This window comes from Corallococcus sp. AB038B (assembly GCF_003668955.1).
GTDB lineage: Bacteria > Myxococcota > Myxococcia > Myxococcales > Myxococcaceae > Corallococcus > Corallococcus exiguus.
On sequence record NZ_RAWO01000002.1, the window covers coordinates 432700 to 449032 of the forward strand.

At 68.9% G+C, this 16333-nt stretch carries 11 protein-coding genes; 6 read left to right on the top strand and 5 right to left on the bottom strand.

Features of this window, described 5'->3' with window-relative positions:
- The first annotated feature begins 26 nt into the window (after nucleotides 1–26).
- A complete protein-coding gene (locus D7Y04_RS12905; RefSeq protein WP_121759521.1) occupies nucleotides 27–3521 on the top strand; it encodes a valine--tRNA ligase in 3495 nt (1164 codons plus the stop codon).
- Nucleotides 3522–3530: 9 nt separating this feature from the next.
- On the top strand, nucleotides 3531–4409 hold the full coding sequence (nadC, locus tag D7Y04_RS12910) for a carboxylating nicotinate-nucleotide diphosphorylase (RefSeq protein WP_169820991.1): 879 nt from the start codon (nucleotides 3531–3533) through the stop codon (nucleotides 4407–4409).
- Nucleotides 4410–4477: 68 nt separating this feature from the next.
- On the opposite strand, the gene D7Y04_RS12915 is transcribed toward nadC, so the two are convergent.
- Together D7Y04_RS12915 and D7Y04_RS12920 are read right to left on the bottom strand one after the other, a co-directional pair.
- Nucleotides 4478–4705 (bottom strand): hypothetical protein, encoded by a 228-nt coding sequence (locus tag D7Y04_RS12915; RefSeq protein WP_121759522.1) that lies wholly within the window; start codon nucleotides 4703–4705, stop codon nucleotides 4478–4480.
- Between the two features lie 93 nt (nucleotides 4706–4798).
- Complete coding sequence (locus D7Y04_RS12920; protein ID WP_121759523.1) at nucleotides 4799–5548, bottom strand: hypothetical protein; 750 nt, start codon at nucleotides 5546–5548, stop codon at nucleotides 4799–4801.
- Between the two features lie 249 nt (nucleotides 5549–5797).
- Between D7Y04_RS12920 and D7Y04_RS12925 the strand changes: the two genes are divergently transcribed.
- The 3 genes from D7Y04_RS12925 to D7Y04_RS12935 all read left to right on the top strand — a co-directional run bounded on the left by D7Y04_RS12925 (nucleotide 5798) and on the right by D7Y04_RS12935 (nucleotide 10774).
- Complete coding sequence (locus tag D7Y04_RS12925) at nucleotides 5798–8074, top strand: hypothetical protein (protein WP_121759524.1); 2277 nt, start codon at nucleotides 5798–5800, stop codon at nucleotides 8072–8074.
- Between the two features lie 94 nt (nucleotides 8075–8168).
- Entirely contained in the window at nucleotides 8169–9194 is a 1026-nt protein-coding gene (locus D7Y04_RS46750) for an HmuY family protein (protein ID WP_147477100.1), read from the top strand.
- Nucleotides 9119–10774, top strand: coding sequence for an MXAN_6640 family putative metalloprotease (locus D7Y04_RS12935; protein WP_233601389.1), 1656 nt, complete (start codon nucleotides 9119–9121; stop codon nucleotides 10772–10774). Before D7Y04_RS46750 ends, D7Y04_RS12935 begins: the two co-directional genes overlap by 76 nt.
- On the opposite strand, the gene D7Y04_RS12940 is transcribed toward D7Y04_RS12935, so the two are convergent.
- Nucleotides 10771–11775 carry a hypothetical protein gene (locus tag D7Y04_RS12940; protein WP_233601390.1) on the bottom strand — a complete coding sequence of 335 codons (1005 nt, stop codon included), beginning with the start codon at nucleotides 11773–11775 and terminating at the stop codon, nucleotides 10771–10773. The two genes, D7Y04_RS12935 and D7Y04_RS12940, sit on opposite strands and share 4 nt — an antisense overlap.
- A 223-nt stretch (nucleotides 11776–11998) precedes the next feature.
- Here D7Y04_RS12940 and D7Y04_RS12945 point away from each other — a divergent pair, with 223 nt between their 5' ends.
- Nucleotides 11999–13612, top strand: coding sequence for a LysM peptidoglycan-binding domain-containing protein (locus D7Y04_RS12945; protein WP_121759528.1), 1614 nt, complete (start codon nucleotides 11999–12001; stop codon nucleotides 13610–13612).
- A 106-nt stretch (nucleotides 13613–13718) separates the two neighbouring features.
- On the opposite strand, the gene D7Y04_RS12950 is transcribed toward D7Y04_RS12945, so the two are convergent.
- The gene (locus D7Y04_RS12950; protein WP_121759529.1) at nucleotides 13719–15314 is read right to left on the bottom strand and encodes an aromatic amino acid hydroxylase; all 1596 of its coding nucleotides are present in this window, start codon (nucleotides 15312–15314) and stop codon (nucleotides 13719–13721) included.
- 93 nt (nucleotides 15315–15407) lie between these two features.
- Entirely contained in the window at nucleotides 15408–16328 is a 921-nt protein-coding gene (locus tag D7Y04_RS12955) for a LysR family transcriptional regulator (RefSeq protein WP_121759530.1), read from the bottom strand.
- Nucleotides 16329–16333 lie beyond the last annotated feature (5 nt).

A 16333-nucleotide genomic window follows, 5' to 3' on the forward strand; every position in this document is an offset into this window, starting at 1 on the left:
GCCCCGTCGGGGGCCGGCCGCTTGCAATGACTGACACGACTGAACTGTCCAAGGCCTACGAGCCCTCCGAAGTGGAGGCGCGGTGGTACAACCACTGGCTGGAGCGCGACTACTTCCGCGCCGAAGCCCCTTCCTCCAAGCCGCCGTTCAGCATCGTGCTGCCGCCGCCCAACGTGACGGGCAGCCTGCACATCGGCCACGCGCTCACCGCGACCATCCAGGACATCCTCACGCGCTGGAAGCGGATGAGCGGCTTCAACGCGCTCTGGCTGCCCGGCACGGACCACGCGGGCATCGCCACGCAGATGGTGGTGGAGAAGGAGCTCAAGAAGACGGAGGGCAAGAGCCGCCACGACCTGGGCCGCGAGGCGTTCCTCGAGCGCGTCTGGACGTGGAAGGGCAAGTTCGGCGCGCGCATCGGTGAGCAGCACCGCTACCTGGGCGCGTCCCTGGACTGGAGCCGCGAGCGCTTCACCATGGACGAGCAGTCCTCGGCCGCGGTGCGCGAGGTGTTCGTCCGGCTGTACGAAGAGGGCCTGATGTACCGGGCCCAGAAGCTGATCAACTGGTGCCCGTCCTGCCGCACGGCCCTCTCCGACCTGGAAGTGGAGCACGAGGAGAAGAACGGCTCGCTCTGGCACATCCGCTACCCGGTGAAGGGCACGGAGCGCTTCCTCACCGTGGCGACGACGCGCCCGGAGACGCTGCTGGGCGACACGGCCGTCGCCGTGCATCCGGACGACCCGCGCTATCAGGACCTCATCGGCAAGAGCGTGGCGTTGCCGCTCACCGACCGTGAGATTCCCGTCATCGCGGACGGCGAGTTGGTGAACATGGAGTTCGGCACCGGCGTGGTGAAGGTCACGCCCGCGCACGACTTCAACGACTACCAGACGGGCCTGCGCCACAAGCTGCCGATGCTGTCCATCCTGGACGAAGCGGCGCGGATGACGAAGGACACCGGCAAGTACGCGGGCCTGGACCGGGCCGACGCGCGCAAGCAGGTGCTGGCGGACCTGACGGAGCTGGGCCTGCTGGAGAAGGAGGAGCCGCACAAGCTGAACGTGGGCACCTGCCAGCGCTGCACCACGGTGGTGGAGCCGCGCCTGTCGCCGCAGTGGTTCATCAAGATCGAACCGCTGGCGAAGCCGGCCATCGAGGCGGTGGAGCAGGGCCGCACGAAGTTCGTCCCCGAGTCCTGGACGAACACGTACTTCCACTGGATGCGCAACATCCACGACTGGTGCGTGAGCCGCCAGCTGTGGTGGGGCCACCAGATCCCCGCGTGGTACTGCACGGCGTGCACGCCCCCGGAGGCGCGCTCGCTGGACACCGCGGACGTCATCGTGTCGCGCACGCCGCCGGAGTCGTGTCCCAAGTGTGGCGGCAAGGAGCTGACGCAGGACTCCGACGTGCTGGACACGTGGTTCTCGTCCGCGCTGTGGCCGTTCTCCACGCTGGGCTGGCCGCGTCAGACGCCGGATCTCTCCACGTTCTACCCGACGTCCGTGATGGAGACGGGCCACGACATCATCTTCTTCTGGGTCGCCCGGATGATGATGATGGGCCTGCACTTCATGGGGGATGTGCCCTTCCGCACCGTGTATCTGCACGCGATGGTGCGCGACGAGAAGGGCGAGAAGATGTCCAAGGTGAAGGGGAACGTCATCGATCCCCTGGACGTCATCCTTGGCGCGAAGGTGGAGTCGCTGCAGCCGTCGCTGCGCAACCGCTTCCCGCAAGGCATGCCCGCGCACGGCGCGGACGCACTGCGCTTCACGCTGGCGTCCGCGACGCAGCAGGGACGGGACATCAAGCTGTCGATGGACCGCCTGGGTGGCTACAAGGCGTTCTGCAACAAGCTGTGGAACGCCAGCCGCTTCGCCCTGATGAACATGGGCGACTTCAGCCTGGACAAGACGCCGCTGGAGGGCCGCAAGCTGACGCTGGCGGACCGGTGGATCCTCTCCCGGTTGCAGAAGGCGACCACGGAGACGCACGCCGCGCTGGAGGCGTTCGGCTTCGCGGAGGCCGCGTCCACGCTGTACCAGTTCCTGTGGGCGGAGTTCTGCGACTGGTACATCGAGCTGGCGAAGGGCTCGCTGTACGGCGACGACGCGGAGGCCAAGGACACCACGCGCGCGGTGCTGGTGACGTGTCTGGACCGCATCCTGCGGCTGATGCACCCGTTCATGCCGTTCATCACCGAGGAGATCTGGCAGAAGCTGCCGATGTCCCGGCCCACGGAGAGCATCTGCATCGCGGCGTACCCGGTGCCGGAGGCGGCGTGGGTGGACGCGGCCGCGGAAGGCGAGATGGCGCCGGTCATCGCGGCCATCGAGGGCCTGCGCACGCTGCGCGGCGAGAGCAACCTGCCGCCGTCCGCGAAGGTGAAGGCGGTGGTGCAGAGCCCGGACGCGACGACGCGCGAGCTGTTGGAGCGTTGGCGCGCGTACCTGATGCCTCTCGCGGGCCTGTCCGAAGTGGTGGTGGGCCCTCCGGGCGCCAAGCCTCCGCAGGCGGCGGCGTTCGTGAGCGGCAACCTGGAAATCTACGTGCCCCTGGCGGGCCTGGTGGACCTGGACGCGGAGCGCGACCGCCTGAAGAAGGAGATCGTCCGCTCCGAGCAGGAACTCACCGGTTTGCAGCGCAAGCTGGACAACCCGAACTTCGTGGCCCGTGCTCCGCCGGACGTGGTGGAGAAGGACAAGGCCCGGGTGGCGGAGCTCCAGGAGCGCACGGTCAAGCTGCAGGATCACCTCCAGCGCATCGCCCCGGAGCCCCCCATGTCCGAGACGCCGTCGCCGTTGCCGGGCAGCACCGAGTCCGAAGCCCCTGAAGCGTCCGAGTCCCCCGCGCCCGAGAGCGCCCAGGTGAAGGTGGCCACCGAGCCGCAGGAACCGAAGGACGAAGCGGTGAACCTGGGCCAGGAGCTGAAGGGCGAGATTGAAGCCGAAGAGGCTTCGCAGGCGCCCCAGGCCGCGGATCCGGTGGTGGAGGAGGCCCTCAAAAAGCTGCGCGAGGGCACCAAGGAAGGGCTGTCCCCGGCGGACCACCACGACCTGGGCGTCGCGTACATGAGCATGGGCCTCGTGGACGACGCGATGCGCGAGTTCGACCGGGCCAAGGAGGGCGGCGACGCCCGCGAGGCGCCGGAGGGTTCGGCGAAGCCGGTGAAGAAGGCTCCGACGAAGAAGGCCCCTGCGAAGAAGGCTTCCGCGAAGAAGGCGGCAGGCAAGAAGACGGCCGCGAAGAAGGCGGCGGTGAAGAAGGCCCCTGCGAAGAAGGCCTCCGCGAAGAAGGCTGCGGGGAAGAAGTCCGCCGCGAAGAAAGCCCCTGCGAAGAAGGCTTCCGCGAAGAAGGCGGCGGGCAAGAAGACGGCCGCGAAGAAGGCGGCGGTGAAGAAGGCTCCTGCGAAGAAGGCTTCGGCGAAGAAGGCGGCGGGCAAGAAGACCGCCGCGAAGAAGGCCGCGGCGAAGAAGACCACTCGGGGCAAGCCGGCTCGCAAGGCGCGCCGGTAGGAGGCGGAAGTGCAGCAGGATTATCTCGATCGGCTCATCGCGCTGTCCCTCGACGAGGACCTGGGTGCTGCGGGGGACGTCACCTCGCTGGCGGTGGTCCCCGCCGAAGCGGAGGGCAGCGGTGAGCTGGTCGCGAAGGAGCAGATGATCGTCGCCGGCCTGGACGCCTTCGTCCGCGTCTTCCACATGGTGGACGCGGAGGTGGAGGTGGAGGTCCTCAAGCGCGACGGCGAGGAAATCAAACCGAAGGTGGTCGCCGCGCGCGTCCACGGCAAGCTGCGTTCGCTGCTGGCCGCTGAGCGCACGGCGCTCAACCTGGTGCAGCGCGCCGCCGGCATCGCGACGCTGGCCCAGCAGGCGATGACCTCCGTGCGAGGCTCGAAGCTGCGGGTGCTGGACACGCGCAAGACGCCGCCGGGCATGCGAGGCCTCGCGAAGCACGCGGTGCGCATGGGCGGCGCGTCCAACCACCGCTTCGGCCTCTTCGACGGCATCCTCATCAAGGACAACCACATCGCGGCGGTAGGTGGCGACATCACCGAAGCGGTGCGCCGCGCGAAGCTGAACGGTCCCCGGCTGGTGAAGATTGAAGTGGAGGTCACCAACTTCAAGCAGCTGGAGGAGGCCATCGCCGCGGGCGCGGACGTCATCATGTTGGACAACATGGACGACGCGCAGATCCGCGAAGCGGTGAAGCTGACGGCGAGCCGCGTGCCCATCGAAGTGTCGGGCGGCGTCACGTTGGACCGGCTGCCCCGGCTGGCGAAGCTGGGCGTGGACTTCGTGTCGATGGGCGCGCTGACGCACTCGGCGCGGGCCATGGACCTGTCGCTGGAGATCGCGACGACGAAGAAGTCCACGCGCAAGCCCCGCTCCGCGCAGGGCTGAAGCGGTCAGCGGTCTTCACGAATCCGCAGAGAGCGCCTCCGAGTCCTGGGACTCGGAGGCGCTTGTGTTTACGGCTGGGTGCAGCGCCAGACCCCGCAGGAACCGCCGCTCGTGCCGCACTCCATCTGGGTCGAGCACGGCTTGCAGGTGCGTGAACAGATCATCTGGACAGCAGACGCCTGGTTATCGGTCGTCTCCGCCGTCGAGCCGGGAACCATGGCCAGGGCCGTACCCGCCATGATGCCGATGATCAGCGCGAATCCAGGAATCGTCTGCTTCAGTCGCGATGCCTTCATGCTTCCTCCGGGGTGGGTGCCACCGGGTCAGAGCATCCTGGCCCGCTGACAGGAAGGCATTCGAACAGACGCCGCGACGCAATCCAAGGTCACTCAGTCGCGAATCCAGCGGAAGGTCACGCGGTCGCCACCGGTGAGATGGTCACCCAGACCGCCCAATGAATACATCTCCGTGTGGATTCCGAAGAGCTTGGCCTTGCTGAAGATGAAGCGCGTGCCCGAGGCCTGCACGATGTTTGTCCACTGCGAATTGGTGTCGCAGTTGGTCGTGGAGGCATTGGGCCAGTTGCACCAGGAGCTGCCGTTGTGGTTCCAGACGCGCCAGTCATCACCGCCGCCCACGAGGGCGACCTGCTTCCACCACGTCACGTTGGAGCCGGAGTTGAGCCGGAACTCGATGACCTCCGGCCCCGCCACGTTGTGCTCGACCTCCGCGAGGATGACGTCGCCATCGGGCAGCTCGGCGTAGGCCACCTTCTCGCGAATCTCCCGGTCGCACGTGATGCAGGAGTTCTGGATGTCGCTGGGCGACGTGCAGCCGCTCACGCTGTACTCCCCGGAGTACAACGGATTGGTCCCGCAGAAGTAGCACGAGTGGGTGTAGGGCCCGGTCACGCACTCGGCCACGTACTGCACCGTCGTCTTCCCGAAGTCGTTCCAGGAGAGGGCCGTCGTGGCCATCGCGGTGACGGTGCGACCTTCGTCCTGCGACGGAGCGACGGGCGCCTGCTCCTGGGGCGCGGCTTCGGGAACGGGCATCTCCTCCGCGGCGGGGCCGCAGCCCACGCCTCCCAGGAGTCCAAGGACGAGGAACGACGACGCGAGCCGTGCGCGCTGAAGCATGAGGGTTTCTCCAAATGAGGCAGAGCGGGCGCCGTCATGGCGCTCCGCATGTCTGTCTGCCTGCGAATACGGAGAAGCCCCGGCGCGCTGGTCGTTCGAAATGCGTTCCAGTCTGGAACACCGCGCACCGGAATGGAGCGAGGGTCCGTGCCAGTCCGGCGCGGTGCGGAGCTGTTCCAGGGCGAGCGATGACGGCATGGGGCTCGCAATGACTCGCGGCCGAACCCCACCACCGCGAGCAGGTGTCCCATGCCGTCCGCCCCCAGCACCGAAGCCATCCAGCGTATCTCCCTGAAGAACCGCGAGTACGCATACATCGAGGACGCCAACCGCGGCGTCGTGCTCATGGAAGTAGGCCCGCGCGTGCTGACGCTCGAAGCGCACCTGACGCTCGTGGCGAAGGAGCGGATGGTGGAGTTGGGCGCCGGCAGCTGGTGCGTGGTGCGCAACCCGGTGGTGCGCGTGGACGGTCAGGTGGCGCTGGACGACTTCGGACAGGCCCGCGTCGCGGTGGGCGACCGCGAGGTCCGCGTGGGCCCGAAGGTGTTCCCGCTGTACCCCGGCGAGGAGCTGGAGGGCGACATCGTCCCGGAATACGTCCTGGGTGTGTCGGAGGCGCTGCGGCTTCGCGCGCTCACCGCCTTCACGGACACCCACGTCCCGGACGCCCCCCGCCGCCGTGAAGCTGGTGACGAGTGGCTGGTGCGCGGCCCCGGCCGCTACGTGCCCGGCGAATCCGTCACCGTCGTGTCGCTGGAGAAGGCCCGCGTCCTCAAGGAGACCGAGTACTGCGTCATCCTCAATCCCGTGGACCGCGCCACCGGCCGCGTCCAGGAGGGCCGCCGCAAGGTCGTCTCCGGTCCGGATGTCTTCTTCCTCGAACCCGGTGAGGCGCTGGAAGGGGACGTGCGCCGCAAGCATGTCCTGTCGGAGCTGCAGGGCCTGAAGCTCCAGGCACTGGACGACCTCTCCGAGAACGAGGGCGGCGAGCCGCGCGCTCGCAAGGCCGGTGACACGTGGATCGTCCGCGGCCCGCGCACCTACGTGCCCAGCGAGAAGGTCCTCATCCATCGCGAGATTGCCGCGCTGTCATTGGGGCAGGGGGAAGGCCTGTACGTGCGCGACCTGCGCTCGGGCAAGGTGTCGCTCGTCCAGGGGCCTTGCCAGTTCATGCCGGAGGCGCATCAGGAGCTGCACGAGAAGCGCCTGTCTCCGGACGCGGAGGCCCTGCTGGGCCTCACTCCGCCGCTGCTGCCCGTGGAGGCGAAGGACGCCCGTGCGCCGCGGCCCACAAACGCGACGGAGAAGGGGGACCGCACGCGCGCCATCGTGCTGCGCATCGAGGACAACACGGCGGTCCTCATCAACGACTTCGAGTCCAATCACGCGCGCGTGGAGTTCGGCCCCGCGAAGGTGATGTTGCGTCCGTACGAGGACGTCACCGTCCTGGATTTGTCCGGCAGCACGCCCAAGCGCCCGCGTCAGCTCAAGGTGCTGATGCTGCGGCTGGGGCCGGACTTCGCCACGGACCTGTTCGAGGTGGCCACTCGCGACCACGCGCGGCTGCGCATCAAGCTTTCCTACAAGTGGCAGTTCGACGTGCAGGGCGACCCGGAGAAGGACAAGGCCATCTTCCGGGTGAACGACTTCATCGGGTACGTGTGTGAGAACCTCGCGTCGCGCATCCGCCAGGTCGCCGCGGAGAACGAGTTCGAGACCTTCCACAAGAACGCCAGCGTGCTCATCCGCCGCACCATCTTCGGCATGGATGACGCGGGCCGCGCTCGCAAGGACCGCCTCTTCTCCGAGAACCAGCTGCGCATCATCGACATCGACATCAAGGACATCGCCCCCGTCGACGAGAAGACGGCCCTGAAGCTGCGCGAGGCCATCGACACCAACATCCAGATCCAACTGGACGCCTCACGCCAGGAGGCCCAGGCCGCCGCGGAGCTCAAGCGCATCCGGAGCGAGGAGGAGAAGCAGCTCGCGGACATCTCCAGCCACCGCAAGTCGGAGGCGGAGCGCCAATCCCTCATCGAATTGCAGAACCGCAACCACCAGCTGGAGACGCTCAGCCGCGCCAAGGTGGAGGCGGAGGCCCAACTGGAGCGCGCCCGCGTGGAGAGCGAAGAGGCCCTGGCCCGTGCCGAGTCCGATGCCCGCGCTTCGCGCATCCGCTCCGAAGCGGAGATCGAACGCGAACGGCTCACCACCCAGGTGGCCCTGGATCGCCAGCAGCGCCTCAATGACCTGGAGGTGGAGCGCCAGTCGCGCCTCGCGGAAGTGGAAGCCGGCCAATTCCGTCAGCGCGTGGAATCCCTGGGGGGAGGGGAGAACTTCGTGAAGGCCGTGGCCGCGCAGGCCCAGGCCGCCGTCGTCGGAGGCCTGGACAAGGTCGTCTTCCTCCCCAGCGGCTCCAACCTCAACCTCTTCGACGCCATGCAGGGACTCCTGGGCCCCGGCGGACAACCCCGCCTGTCCGCCCACAACGCCCCGAAACCGCCCGGCGACACTTCGGCCTGAAAGTGGATCATCGATATTGAAAATGAGAATCGTTATCGAATAGAGATCGTCCCCATCGAACGGCGGCGGGTCTCCGCGGCGAAAGGTGACGACGATGAGCAACCCCGAAGGGGCGGTCCGGAAGAGCAGTGCACGGTGGTTCGGCATGGGGGCCCTGGCGGCCCTCACGCTGGCCGTGGTGGCGCCGGGATGCAGCAGCGACGAGTGCGTGGATGCGTTCGACTGCCGCGATGAGGGCGCGGCCCCCGCGGGCAAGGCCTGGACCTGCAACGCGGACAAGAAGTGCGAGCAGCGCACCTTGACGCCGGACGACGAGCCGGAGACGGACGCGGGCACCACCACCGACGCTGGGACCACCACCGACGCGGGCACGACGACGGACGCAGGTACGACCACGGACGCGGGCACGGAGACCGACGCGGGCACGGAGACCGACGCCGGCACGCCCACGGACGGTGGCGCGGAGCTGTGCCGCAACGCCGTGGCCTGCACGGAGCAGAGCATCGACAAGCTTCGGCTCCGGACCACCATCGCCACCGGCGGCGTGACGGAGGAGGGCACGACCCAGGGCGAGTACCTCACGTTCCTGGACGGCCGCGCGGGTGGCACCAGCGTTCCGGACTCGTACACCTACGCGCGCTTCACGCCGACGGGCCTCCAGAAGGTCGACATCGATGATCAGGCCGCGCTGAGCTCGACGGCGTGGGACGTCGCGGTGCGCCGGTACGTCGTGCGCTTCAACAGCGGCGTGTCCGGGCCGTCGTGCGTGACGGTGGCACAGACGCCGGAGGGCACGACGTTCGAAGCGGTGACGTCCGTGCCTACCGATGCTCAGTTCCAGGCGGAGAACTACTACACCCCCGACACCTGCACGTTCAGCGGGGACCCGTTCGGCCTCCAGAGCCCGGCGACCCAGACCCTGACGTTCTGGGACTATGCCCAATGCCTGCAGATGACGAACAAGGTGTTCCTCATCCAGTTGGCGGACGGCCGTCACGCGAAGCTGCAGGTCAAGGCCTACTATGAGCCCACCGTGCAGTCGCAGTGCGACACGACGGGCTCGGTGAGCTCTTCTACCAGCGCCGGGTCGATCCGCCTGCGGTGGGCCTACCTGCCGTGATGCTCCCCGGGGTTCCCACGCTGCTTCTGATGCTGGCTGGCGCGGGAACCCCGCGCGGCCTCCCGCACGAGCGGGAGGCCGTGGTGGGGTTGGTCGCCGAGTCCGGGCGGCCCACCTCGCCTGGCGCGCAGGCGCCGCGCTATGAGCCCGAGGACACGGTGGAGTCCGTCGTGTCGCCGGGCGGGCGCTTCCGCATCCACTTCACCCGCCAGGGCACCCACGCCGTGCCGCCCGCGGACGCGGATGGCAGCGGCGTGCCCGACTTCGTGGAACTCGTCGGGCGCACCTACGAACGCGTGGCGACGTTCTACGTGGACCTGGGCTTCCGCCTGCCGCCCGATGACACGAACCCCGCTGGGGACGACGGCGGCGACGGCCGCTTCGACGTGTACCTGGTGGACTTCGCGGGCATTGGCGACGGCGCCTTCCGGCAGGAGACCTGTCTGGACGGCGTCACGCGCTGCACGGGCTTCATGCTCCAGGAGAACGACTTCACGGGCTACAACTACCCGTCCGACGCCGAGGCCGTGGAGATCCTGGCCAGCCACGAGTTCTTCCACGCGGTACAGGCCGCCTACCGGCCCGACCTGGGCGGCGTCGCCTCCGAGGGCACCGCCGTCTGGGCCACCGAGCGCTTCGAGCCCGCGCTCGACGACCTGGAGCACTTCACCCGCGGCTACATGCTGACCCCGGACAGCACCCTGGTGCTGGACCCCGCGGGGCCCGGCGTGACCTTCATCTACGGCGCGGGGCTCTTCTTCCAGTTCGTGGGCGAGCGCTACGGTGACGGCGCGCTCGTCGCGCTGCTGGAGGAGTCCGTGCGCCAGCCGGAGGCCCGCTGGCCGGTGCTGCTGGACACCTGTCTGCGCCGCGACTTCGCCTCCAGCTTCGACGCGGCCTTCGCCCTGTTCGCCACCTGGAACCTGGGCACCGGCCCGCGCGCGACGCCGGGGTTCGGCTACGCGCGAGGGGAGGGCTATGCACCGGTGGCGAAGACGGCGGCGGAGCTCCCCACCACGATCGATCGCGTGCGCGTCGCGGCGGCGGCCTCGCGGATCTTCGAGGTCCCCGGCGGCGCGTCCTTCGTGGGCGCGTCCTTCGAGCCCGAGCCGGGCATCGACCCGGCCACGGTGCACCTGGTCGTCGCGGCCGTCACGGATGACGCCGTGCTGCGGGTGGCGACCGTGGACGGGCCGAACGCACTGCGCACCCAGGTGGCCGCGGATGACGCCACGCGCGTGATGGTGGCGGTCGTGGACGGCCGGATGGAAGGCCTGGGCCGCTATGGCCGGCTGTGCATCGCGGCCACCGGCCAGGCTGCGTCCTGCGCGCCGCTCGATGCGACGGATGCGGGAACGGACGCCGGAACCGACGCTGGGACGTCCGATGCCGGCGCGGACGCAGGCACCGCCGATGCGGGGACCGTGGACGCGGGCAGGCCCGTGGATCCCATCGATGATCCGCGCACGCCCTCGGATGACGGTGGCTGCCAGGCCGCGGGTGGCCCCCTGTCCGGTGCGCTCATCGCGCTGTTGCTCGGCGGGGGCCTGCGGGCCCGGCGGCGTTCACGGGCGCGTTAGCGCTCGAACTCGTCGCACCCCGTCTCCTGCTTGGACGGGAAGGCGGACTTCTTCTCCTGGCGCACGTAGTCGTGGCTCTGGGAGAAGAGGTCCGGGCTGTTCACGGTCACGGTGCCCTTCGCGGCGTCGGCCGTCTTCCACTGGAGCGCCTCCGGCTTGCCGTCCGCGGCCGTGAGCCCCAACACCCAGGCCCCGGCGCCCTTGCCGGCCTCCACGGACGTCACCTTCATCGTCGTGGCCTCCTGGCCCAGCTGCACCTCCACCTCGCCCGTCGCGGGCTTGACGGTGAAGCTGCGCGTCGCGGCCGAGCAGGGCTTGAGCACCACGAAGCCTTTGCCCTGCCGCGTCAACTCCACCCACGTCCCCGCGAAGGGCTGGAGCTTGTCCGCGGCCACGGGAGCCTTCGCGGCTGTGGGCGCGCCTTCCGCCGCGCAGTCCAGGTCCTCGCGCTTGAGCAGCCCCGCCGTGGCCTTCTGGGGCCCCTGGAAGCGCGCGGCGAGGAAGTCCGGCTCCACCGGGTCGACGTAGGCCTCCACCGCGTCGCCGGACACCACGAACGCCTTGCGCGGCGTGTTGGCCGCGTCCGACGCGTGGAAGCCCGCCTTGGACACCTTCACCTTGCAGATGCTCAGCGGCTTGGCGGTGCTCCGGGCGAACGAGTCCTTGCCTGGGTAGCCGGCGCCGCAACAGGACGGTGACGGACCCGACTCCAGGACGAATTGCTTGGGATTGACGCGCAGCGTCCAGGCGTCTTCCTCACCCGCCTGATGAAGTGACCAATTCGTGACTGTCTTCTTCTGGACGACCAGGGCGCAATCGCAGGTGCCCGCGCTGCTGCCCTGCGGGAACGAGCCCGAGAAGTGCACGAGCGTCTCGTTGCTGCCCTCGACGATGGCGAGCGTCCCGCCCTTGTTTGAATAGACCCCCGTGAGTCCCTCGGACCCCTGAGCCGAGGCGTCCGGGACCGCGCCCGTGACGCAAATGGCAAACAGTAATGCCAAACTTTTGAATTCCGGTTGGATCCTGGACATCCGACTGGTCCTCCTGGGCAGGTTCTTCAGTCTCAGCGGATCGATCCGCTGAAACTGAAGTTGCTGGAATCACTGGTTTCACACGATTGTGACTGGGAATGCGAAACTGATCGCATTGCCTTTCGATAATCCGATCAATCCAAGCACGTCCGCGGCGCCTTTGGTCGCGGCCAGACATAGAGGGGTCTTCTCCGTGACCGTCTCCAACATCCGCGTCAATTCCGGCGATACGCTTTCCGGCCTCGCGAAGCGCTACAACACGACTGTTGACGCGCTGGCCAAGGCGAACAACATCAAGGATCCGAACAAGATCCTGGCCGGCCAGACGCTGAAGGTGCAGGACGGTTTCGACACGAAGGGCACCAACAAGTCGAGCGCGGGGACGAAGACGTCGGGCGACAGCTTCACGCAGTCCACGGACGGCGCGAAGGCGACCACGCCCGCCGCGAACACGAACTCCAGCAGCGCGACCAACGGGGAGCTGGGCGGGCTGAGCCGCAAGTACGAGGCGCGCGGCCCCGGCACCGTGTCCACGGGCAAGGGTGACAAGGGCGGCGTGTCCTACGGCTCCTACCAGTTCGCCTCCGCGAACGGGTCCGCGCAGTCGTTCGTCAACTCGCTGAAGAAGACGAACCCGGACTTCCACAAGGCGCTGTCGGGCAGCAAGCCGGGCACCGCGGAGTTCTCCGCCGCGTGGAAGCAGCTGGCCGCGAAGGACCCGAAGGGCTTCGACAAGGCGCAGCACGACTACATCAAGACCACGCACTACGACGCGGGCGCCGCCAACATCAAGAAGGCGACGGGCATCGACCTGGACAAGCGCTCCGCGGCGCTGCGGGACGTGGCCTGGTCCACCTCCGTGCAGCACGGCCCGGGCAAGGCGGACGACATCTTCAAGAAGGCGCTCAACGGTCGCGACCCCGCGAAGGTGAGCGACGAGCAGCTCATCAAGGACATCTACGCCGAGCGCGGCCGCACCAACGCCAGCGGCACCCTGGTGCACTTCTCCGGCAGCTCCAAGGACGTGCAGAAGGGCGTGGCCAACCGCTTCAAGTCGGAGGCGAAGGACGCCCTCGCGATGCTGAAGCAGGAGAAGTCGGGCACCACGACGAAGCCGGCCAACACCAACACGGGCGTGGTTCCCCCGTCCGTGAACAACGGCTCGAAGCCGGGCACCACGGAAGGCAAGCCCACGACGCAGGGCACGAACACCTCCAAGCCCACCACGGAGGCGGCCCCCGCGAACACGGAGCAGGTGGCCCCGTCCAAGGACAAGCCTGCGGTGCACGTGAAGGTGCCGTACTACAGCCAGTTCGAGAACGGCCACGGCTACACCGCGAGCGACACGGCGTGCTTCAAGGCCGCGACGGCGATGGCGCGTGACTCCGGCGCGACCGTGCTGGGCCCGGACCGCCGCATCCAGGTGGGCAAGAGCGAGAACGGCGTCGGCGCGCTCAACGTGGACTCGAAGAAGGCCGCCGAGGGCCGCAGCTACATCGACAAGCAGCTGGAGGCCGGCAAGCCGGTGGTCGTGGGCGTGAGCCACAAGGACGCGAGCTACAACGCGGACGGCCTCACGGACCACTTCGTGACCATCACGGGCCGCGGCGTCGACGACAAGGGCCGCACCTACTACACGTTCCACGACCCGGGCACGAAGAACGCCAGCACGGGCAAGGACACGAACCCGAACAACCGCTTCTACGTGGATGACAAGACCGGGAACATGTACCGCCCCGGCAAGGCCGCGAACGGCTACGTGACCGAGCGCCACTACGACGTGGCCATGGTGCGCATCAACAAGTAGCCCCGGCGGAAAGCCGTCCCCCCCGGAAGTGAGTCGGCCCGGCGACCTCGTGAAGAGGTCGACCGGGCCGTTGCGCGTCATCCGTCTGGGATTCGAAGCGCCGGCCCTACGCCTGCGCCGCCTCGCGCCTCGCGGGCACCTCGCCGCGCAGCTCCGCGACCTCGGCGCGCAGGAGCCAGTCGGTGGGGAAGTCCGTGGACGCGCGGGCGATCTGCTCCAGTCGCTCGGAGGCCAGCTGCCCCGTCTCGCGGATGCGGCGCACCTCCGTGTAGAGGGCGGCCAGCGACGGGGGCAGGGCCTGCGCCTTGCGCTCGCGCGCCTGGGCCTCGCCGTCGCCCGCGGAGAAGGCGTCCATCTCCCCGAACCACTCGTCCCACGTGCCCGGGTCGGCGGGGCCGCCCGCCACGGACGGCAGCCGCTCCGTCAGGTACAGGCGCGCCATGGACGGCAGCGTCAGCTCCTGGCCGGCCAGCGTGCCGCGCAGGGCAATCACTTCTCCGCCGCCCACCGCGAAGCCCTCCAGCACCAGCCCGCTGTCGAGCGTGAGCGTGAAGCTCCCGCGCTCCGGCAGGGTGCCCTGGCCAAAGGCGACCAGCGCCGCGCCGCTGAACGGCTTGTCCAGGGCGTGCCCGTTCATGGACGTGAGGATGGGGCCCTCCAGCCGGGCCAGCGCGGTGGACAGGCCCGGGGCCACATCCTTCGCGGCGGGCAGCAGCTCCACCACCTTGCCCGTCACCTCGCGGCCGTCCGCGAGCACCAGGTGGTTGACCGTGCGCGCGCGCAGCGCCTCGTTGAGGCCCAGGTCGCCGCCGCGCTTCCACGCGAGCGTGGACTCGAAATCGGTCAGGACTTCGAAGAGGTGTTCGAAGTCGCGTGCCACGAAGAGCTGCGGCTGCATGCGGGTGATGTCGTAGTCCGTGTCCGCGCACGCCACGCCCAGGGGCAGCTTGTGCACGGCGGACGTCAGGCAGTGCCGGGCCTCGGCGATGCTGGACAGCAGGCCCGCACCGTAGATGCGCGGGTGCTTCAGGTCACCAATCAGCCCGAACTCCGCGGTCCACCAGTACAGGCGGCTCGCGCGGGTGCTCTCGCTGATGTAGCGGTGGCTGGCGTTGGCGGCCTCCAGGCGGGCCTGGGCGTGGGCGATTTCTTCTTCCGTCGCGGTGGGGTCCTCCTTCACCACGGAGAGGTTGCGGATGGCCTCGAAGACGGCCTGGTCCTCCACGCTGGCGATGGCCTTGAAGCCCACCAGCCCCACGGCCTTGAGGTACTGGGCGTACCGCGCGTTCGCGATGATGGGCGCGTGGCCCGCGCTCTCATGGACGATGTCCGGCGCGGGCGTGTACTGGATGTGCTCGTGCGTGCGGATGTCCGCCGCGATGGCCAGCACGCCCAGCGCCTGCAGCTCCGTGAAGACGGCCGGCGGGATGAAGCCGCGCACCGCCACGCAGGACCAGCCCAGCGTGGACAGCTTCTCGTTCATCTCGTCCAGGCTGGGGATGGCCTCCGCGCCAATGCCCGTGGCCTCCAGGCCCTCCAGGTAGACGGGGTGCGCCTTGTCGCTCAGGTGCTCGCGCAGCTGCCCCAGGATGTGCCGCCACACCGCCTGATCCCGGGGCGTGTACGCCGCGTAGTCCTGGCCCACCACGTAGCGGCGCAGGTGGGCGGGAAGGCGGGCAATGGTCCGTTCCGTGGGCGTCATCGCGAGCGGCTCCTTCAGGAGATGCAGGACTCCTGAAGAATACCCACCCCACTGCAAGACGGAAATCCGGCAGAATTCGACGTCTTCGTCGGATTATCGTCGTTTGTTCAGGCGGCGACGCAGCCCGTCAAGGATGGATTGGACGGCGGGGCTGAGGCCTCCGGAGGGCCAGACGGCGACCACCTCCACGACCTGGGGCTCCTGTTCGCGCAGGGGCCAGACGTGGAGGTCCGAGGGGAAGGGCTGGGTGGGGCGCACGTCCGGGGCGATGGTGCACGCCTTGTAGGCGCGCAGCAGCTCGTAGAGGTGGAGGAAGCTCTCCACCCGGCCGACCTCGGTGACGGAGACGCCGTGCGCGGCGAAGCGCGCGCTGTTGGCGCCGCCGTAGGGGTCGTCCCGCAGCCAGTCCACGAAGCGCTGATCCTGGAGGTCCTTCACGTCCAGGGAGCGGCGGGAGGGGTGCGTCCGGGCGAGCGCGGAGTCCGGGCCCGCGATGACGACGAAGGACATGCGCAGTAGGGACTCGGTGTCCACGCCCTCGTGTGGGGGCAGGGGGGTGAAGTCGAGCGCCAGGTCCTGCTGCCGCGTCTGCACCTGCCGCATGAGCTCGTGCGAGCCGCCGAAGCCCACCACCAGCTTGAGGTCGGCGGCGGCGGCATCCTGCGCGATGCCGCCCAGGAGCGACATGGACAGCGTGGGGTTGAGGCCCAGGCGCAGGGTGGGCTCCACGCGGGCCAGGTCCATCAGCCGCTTCACGTCCAGTTGGTGCAGCGGCGTCTGGGTGCCCGCGTAGAGGCGCTCTCCACGCGCGGACAGTTGCAGGCGCCGGCCCGGCCCCCGCTCCAGCAGGGCGGCGCCATCCGCGAGCGCTTCCTCCAGTGCGCGGATGTGCTCGCTCACGACGGAGCGGGCGACGCCCAGGTGCTCCGCGGCGGCGTCGATGCTGCCGGCCTCCACGGCGGCGGTGAAGGACTCGAGCCAGACCAGGTGTCGCTGGAGCTTGCGCGGGGGCATGGGCC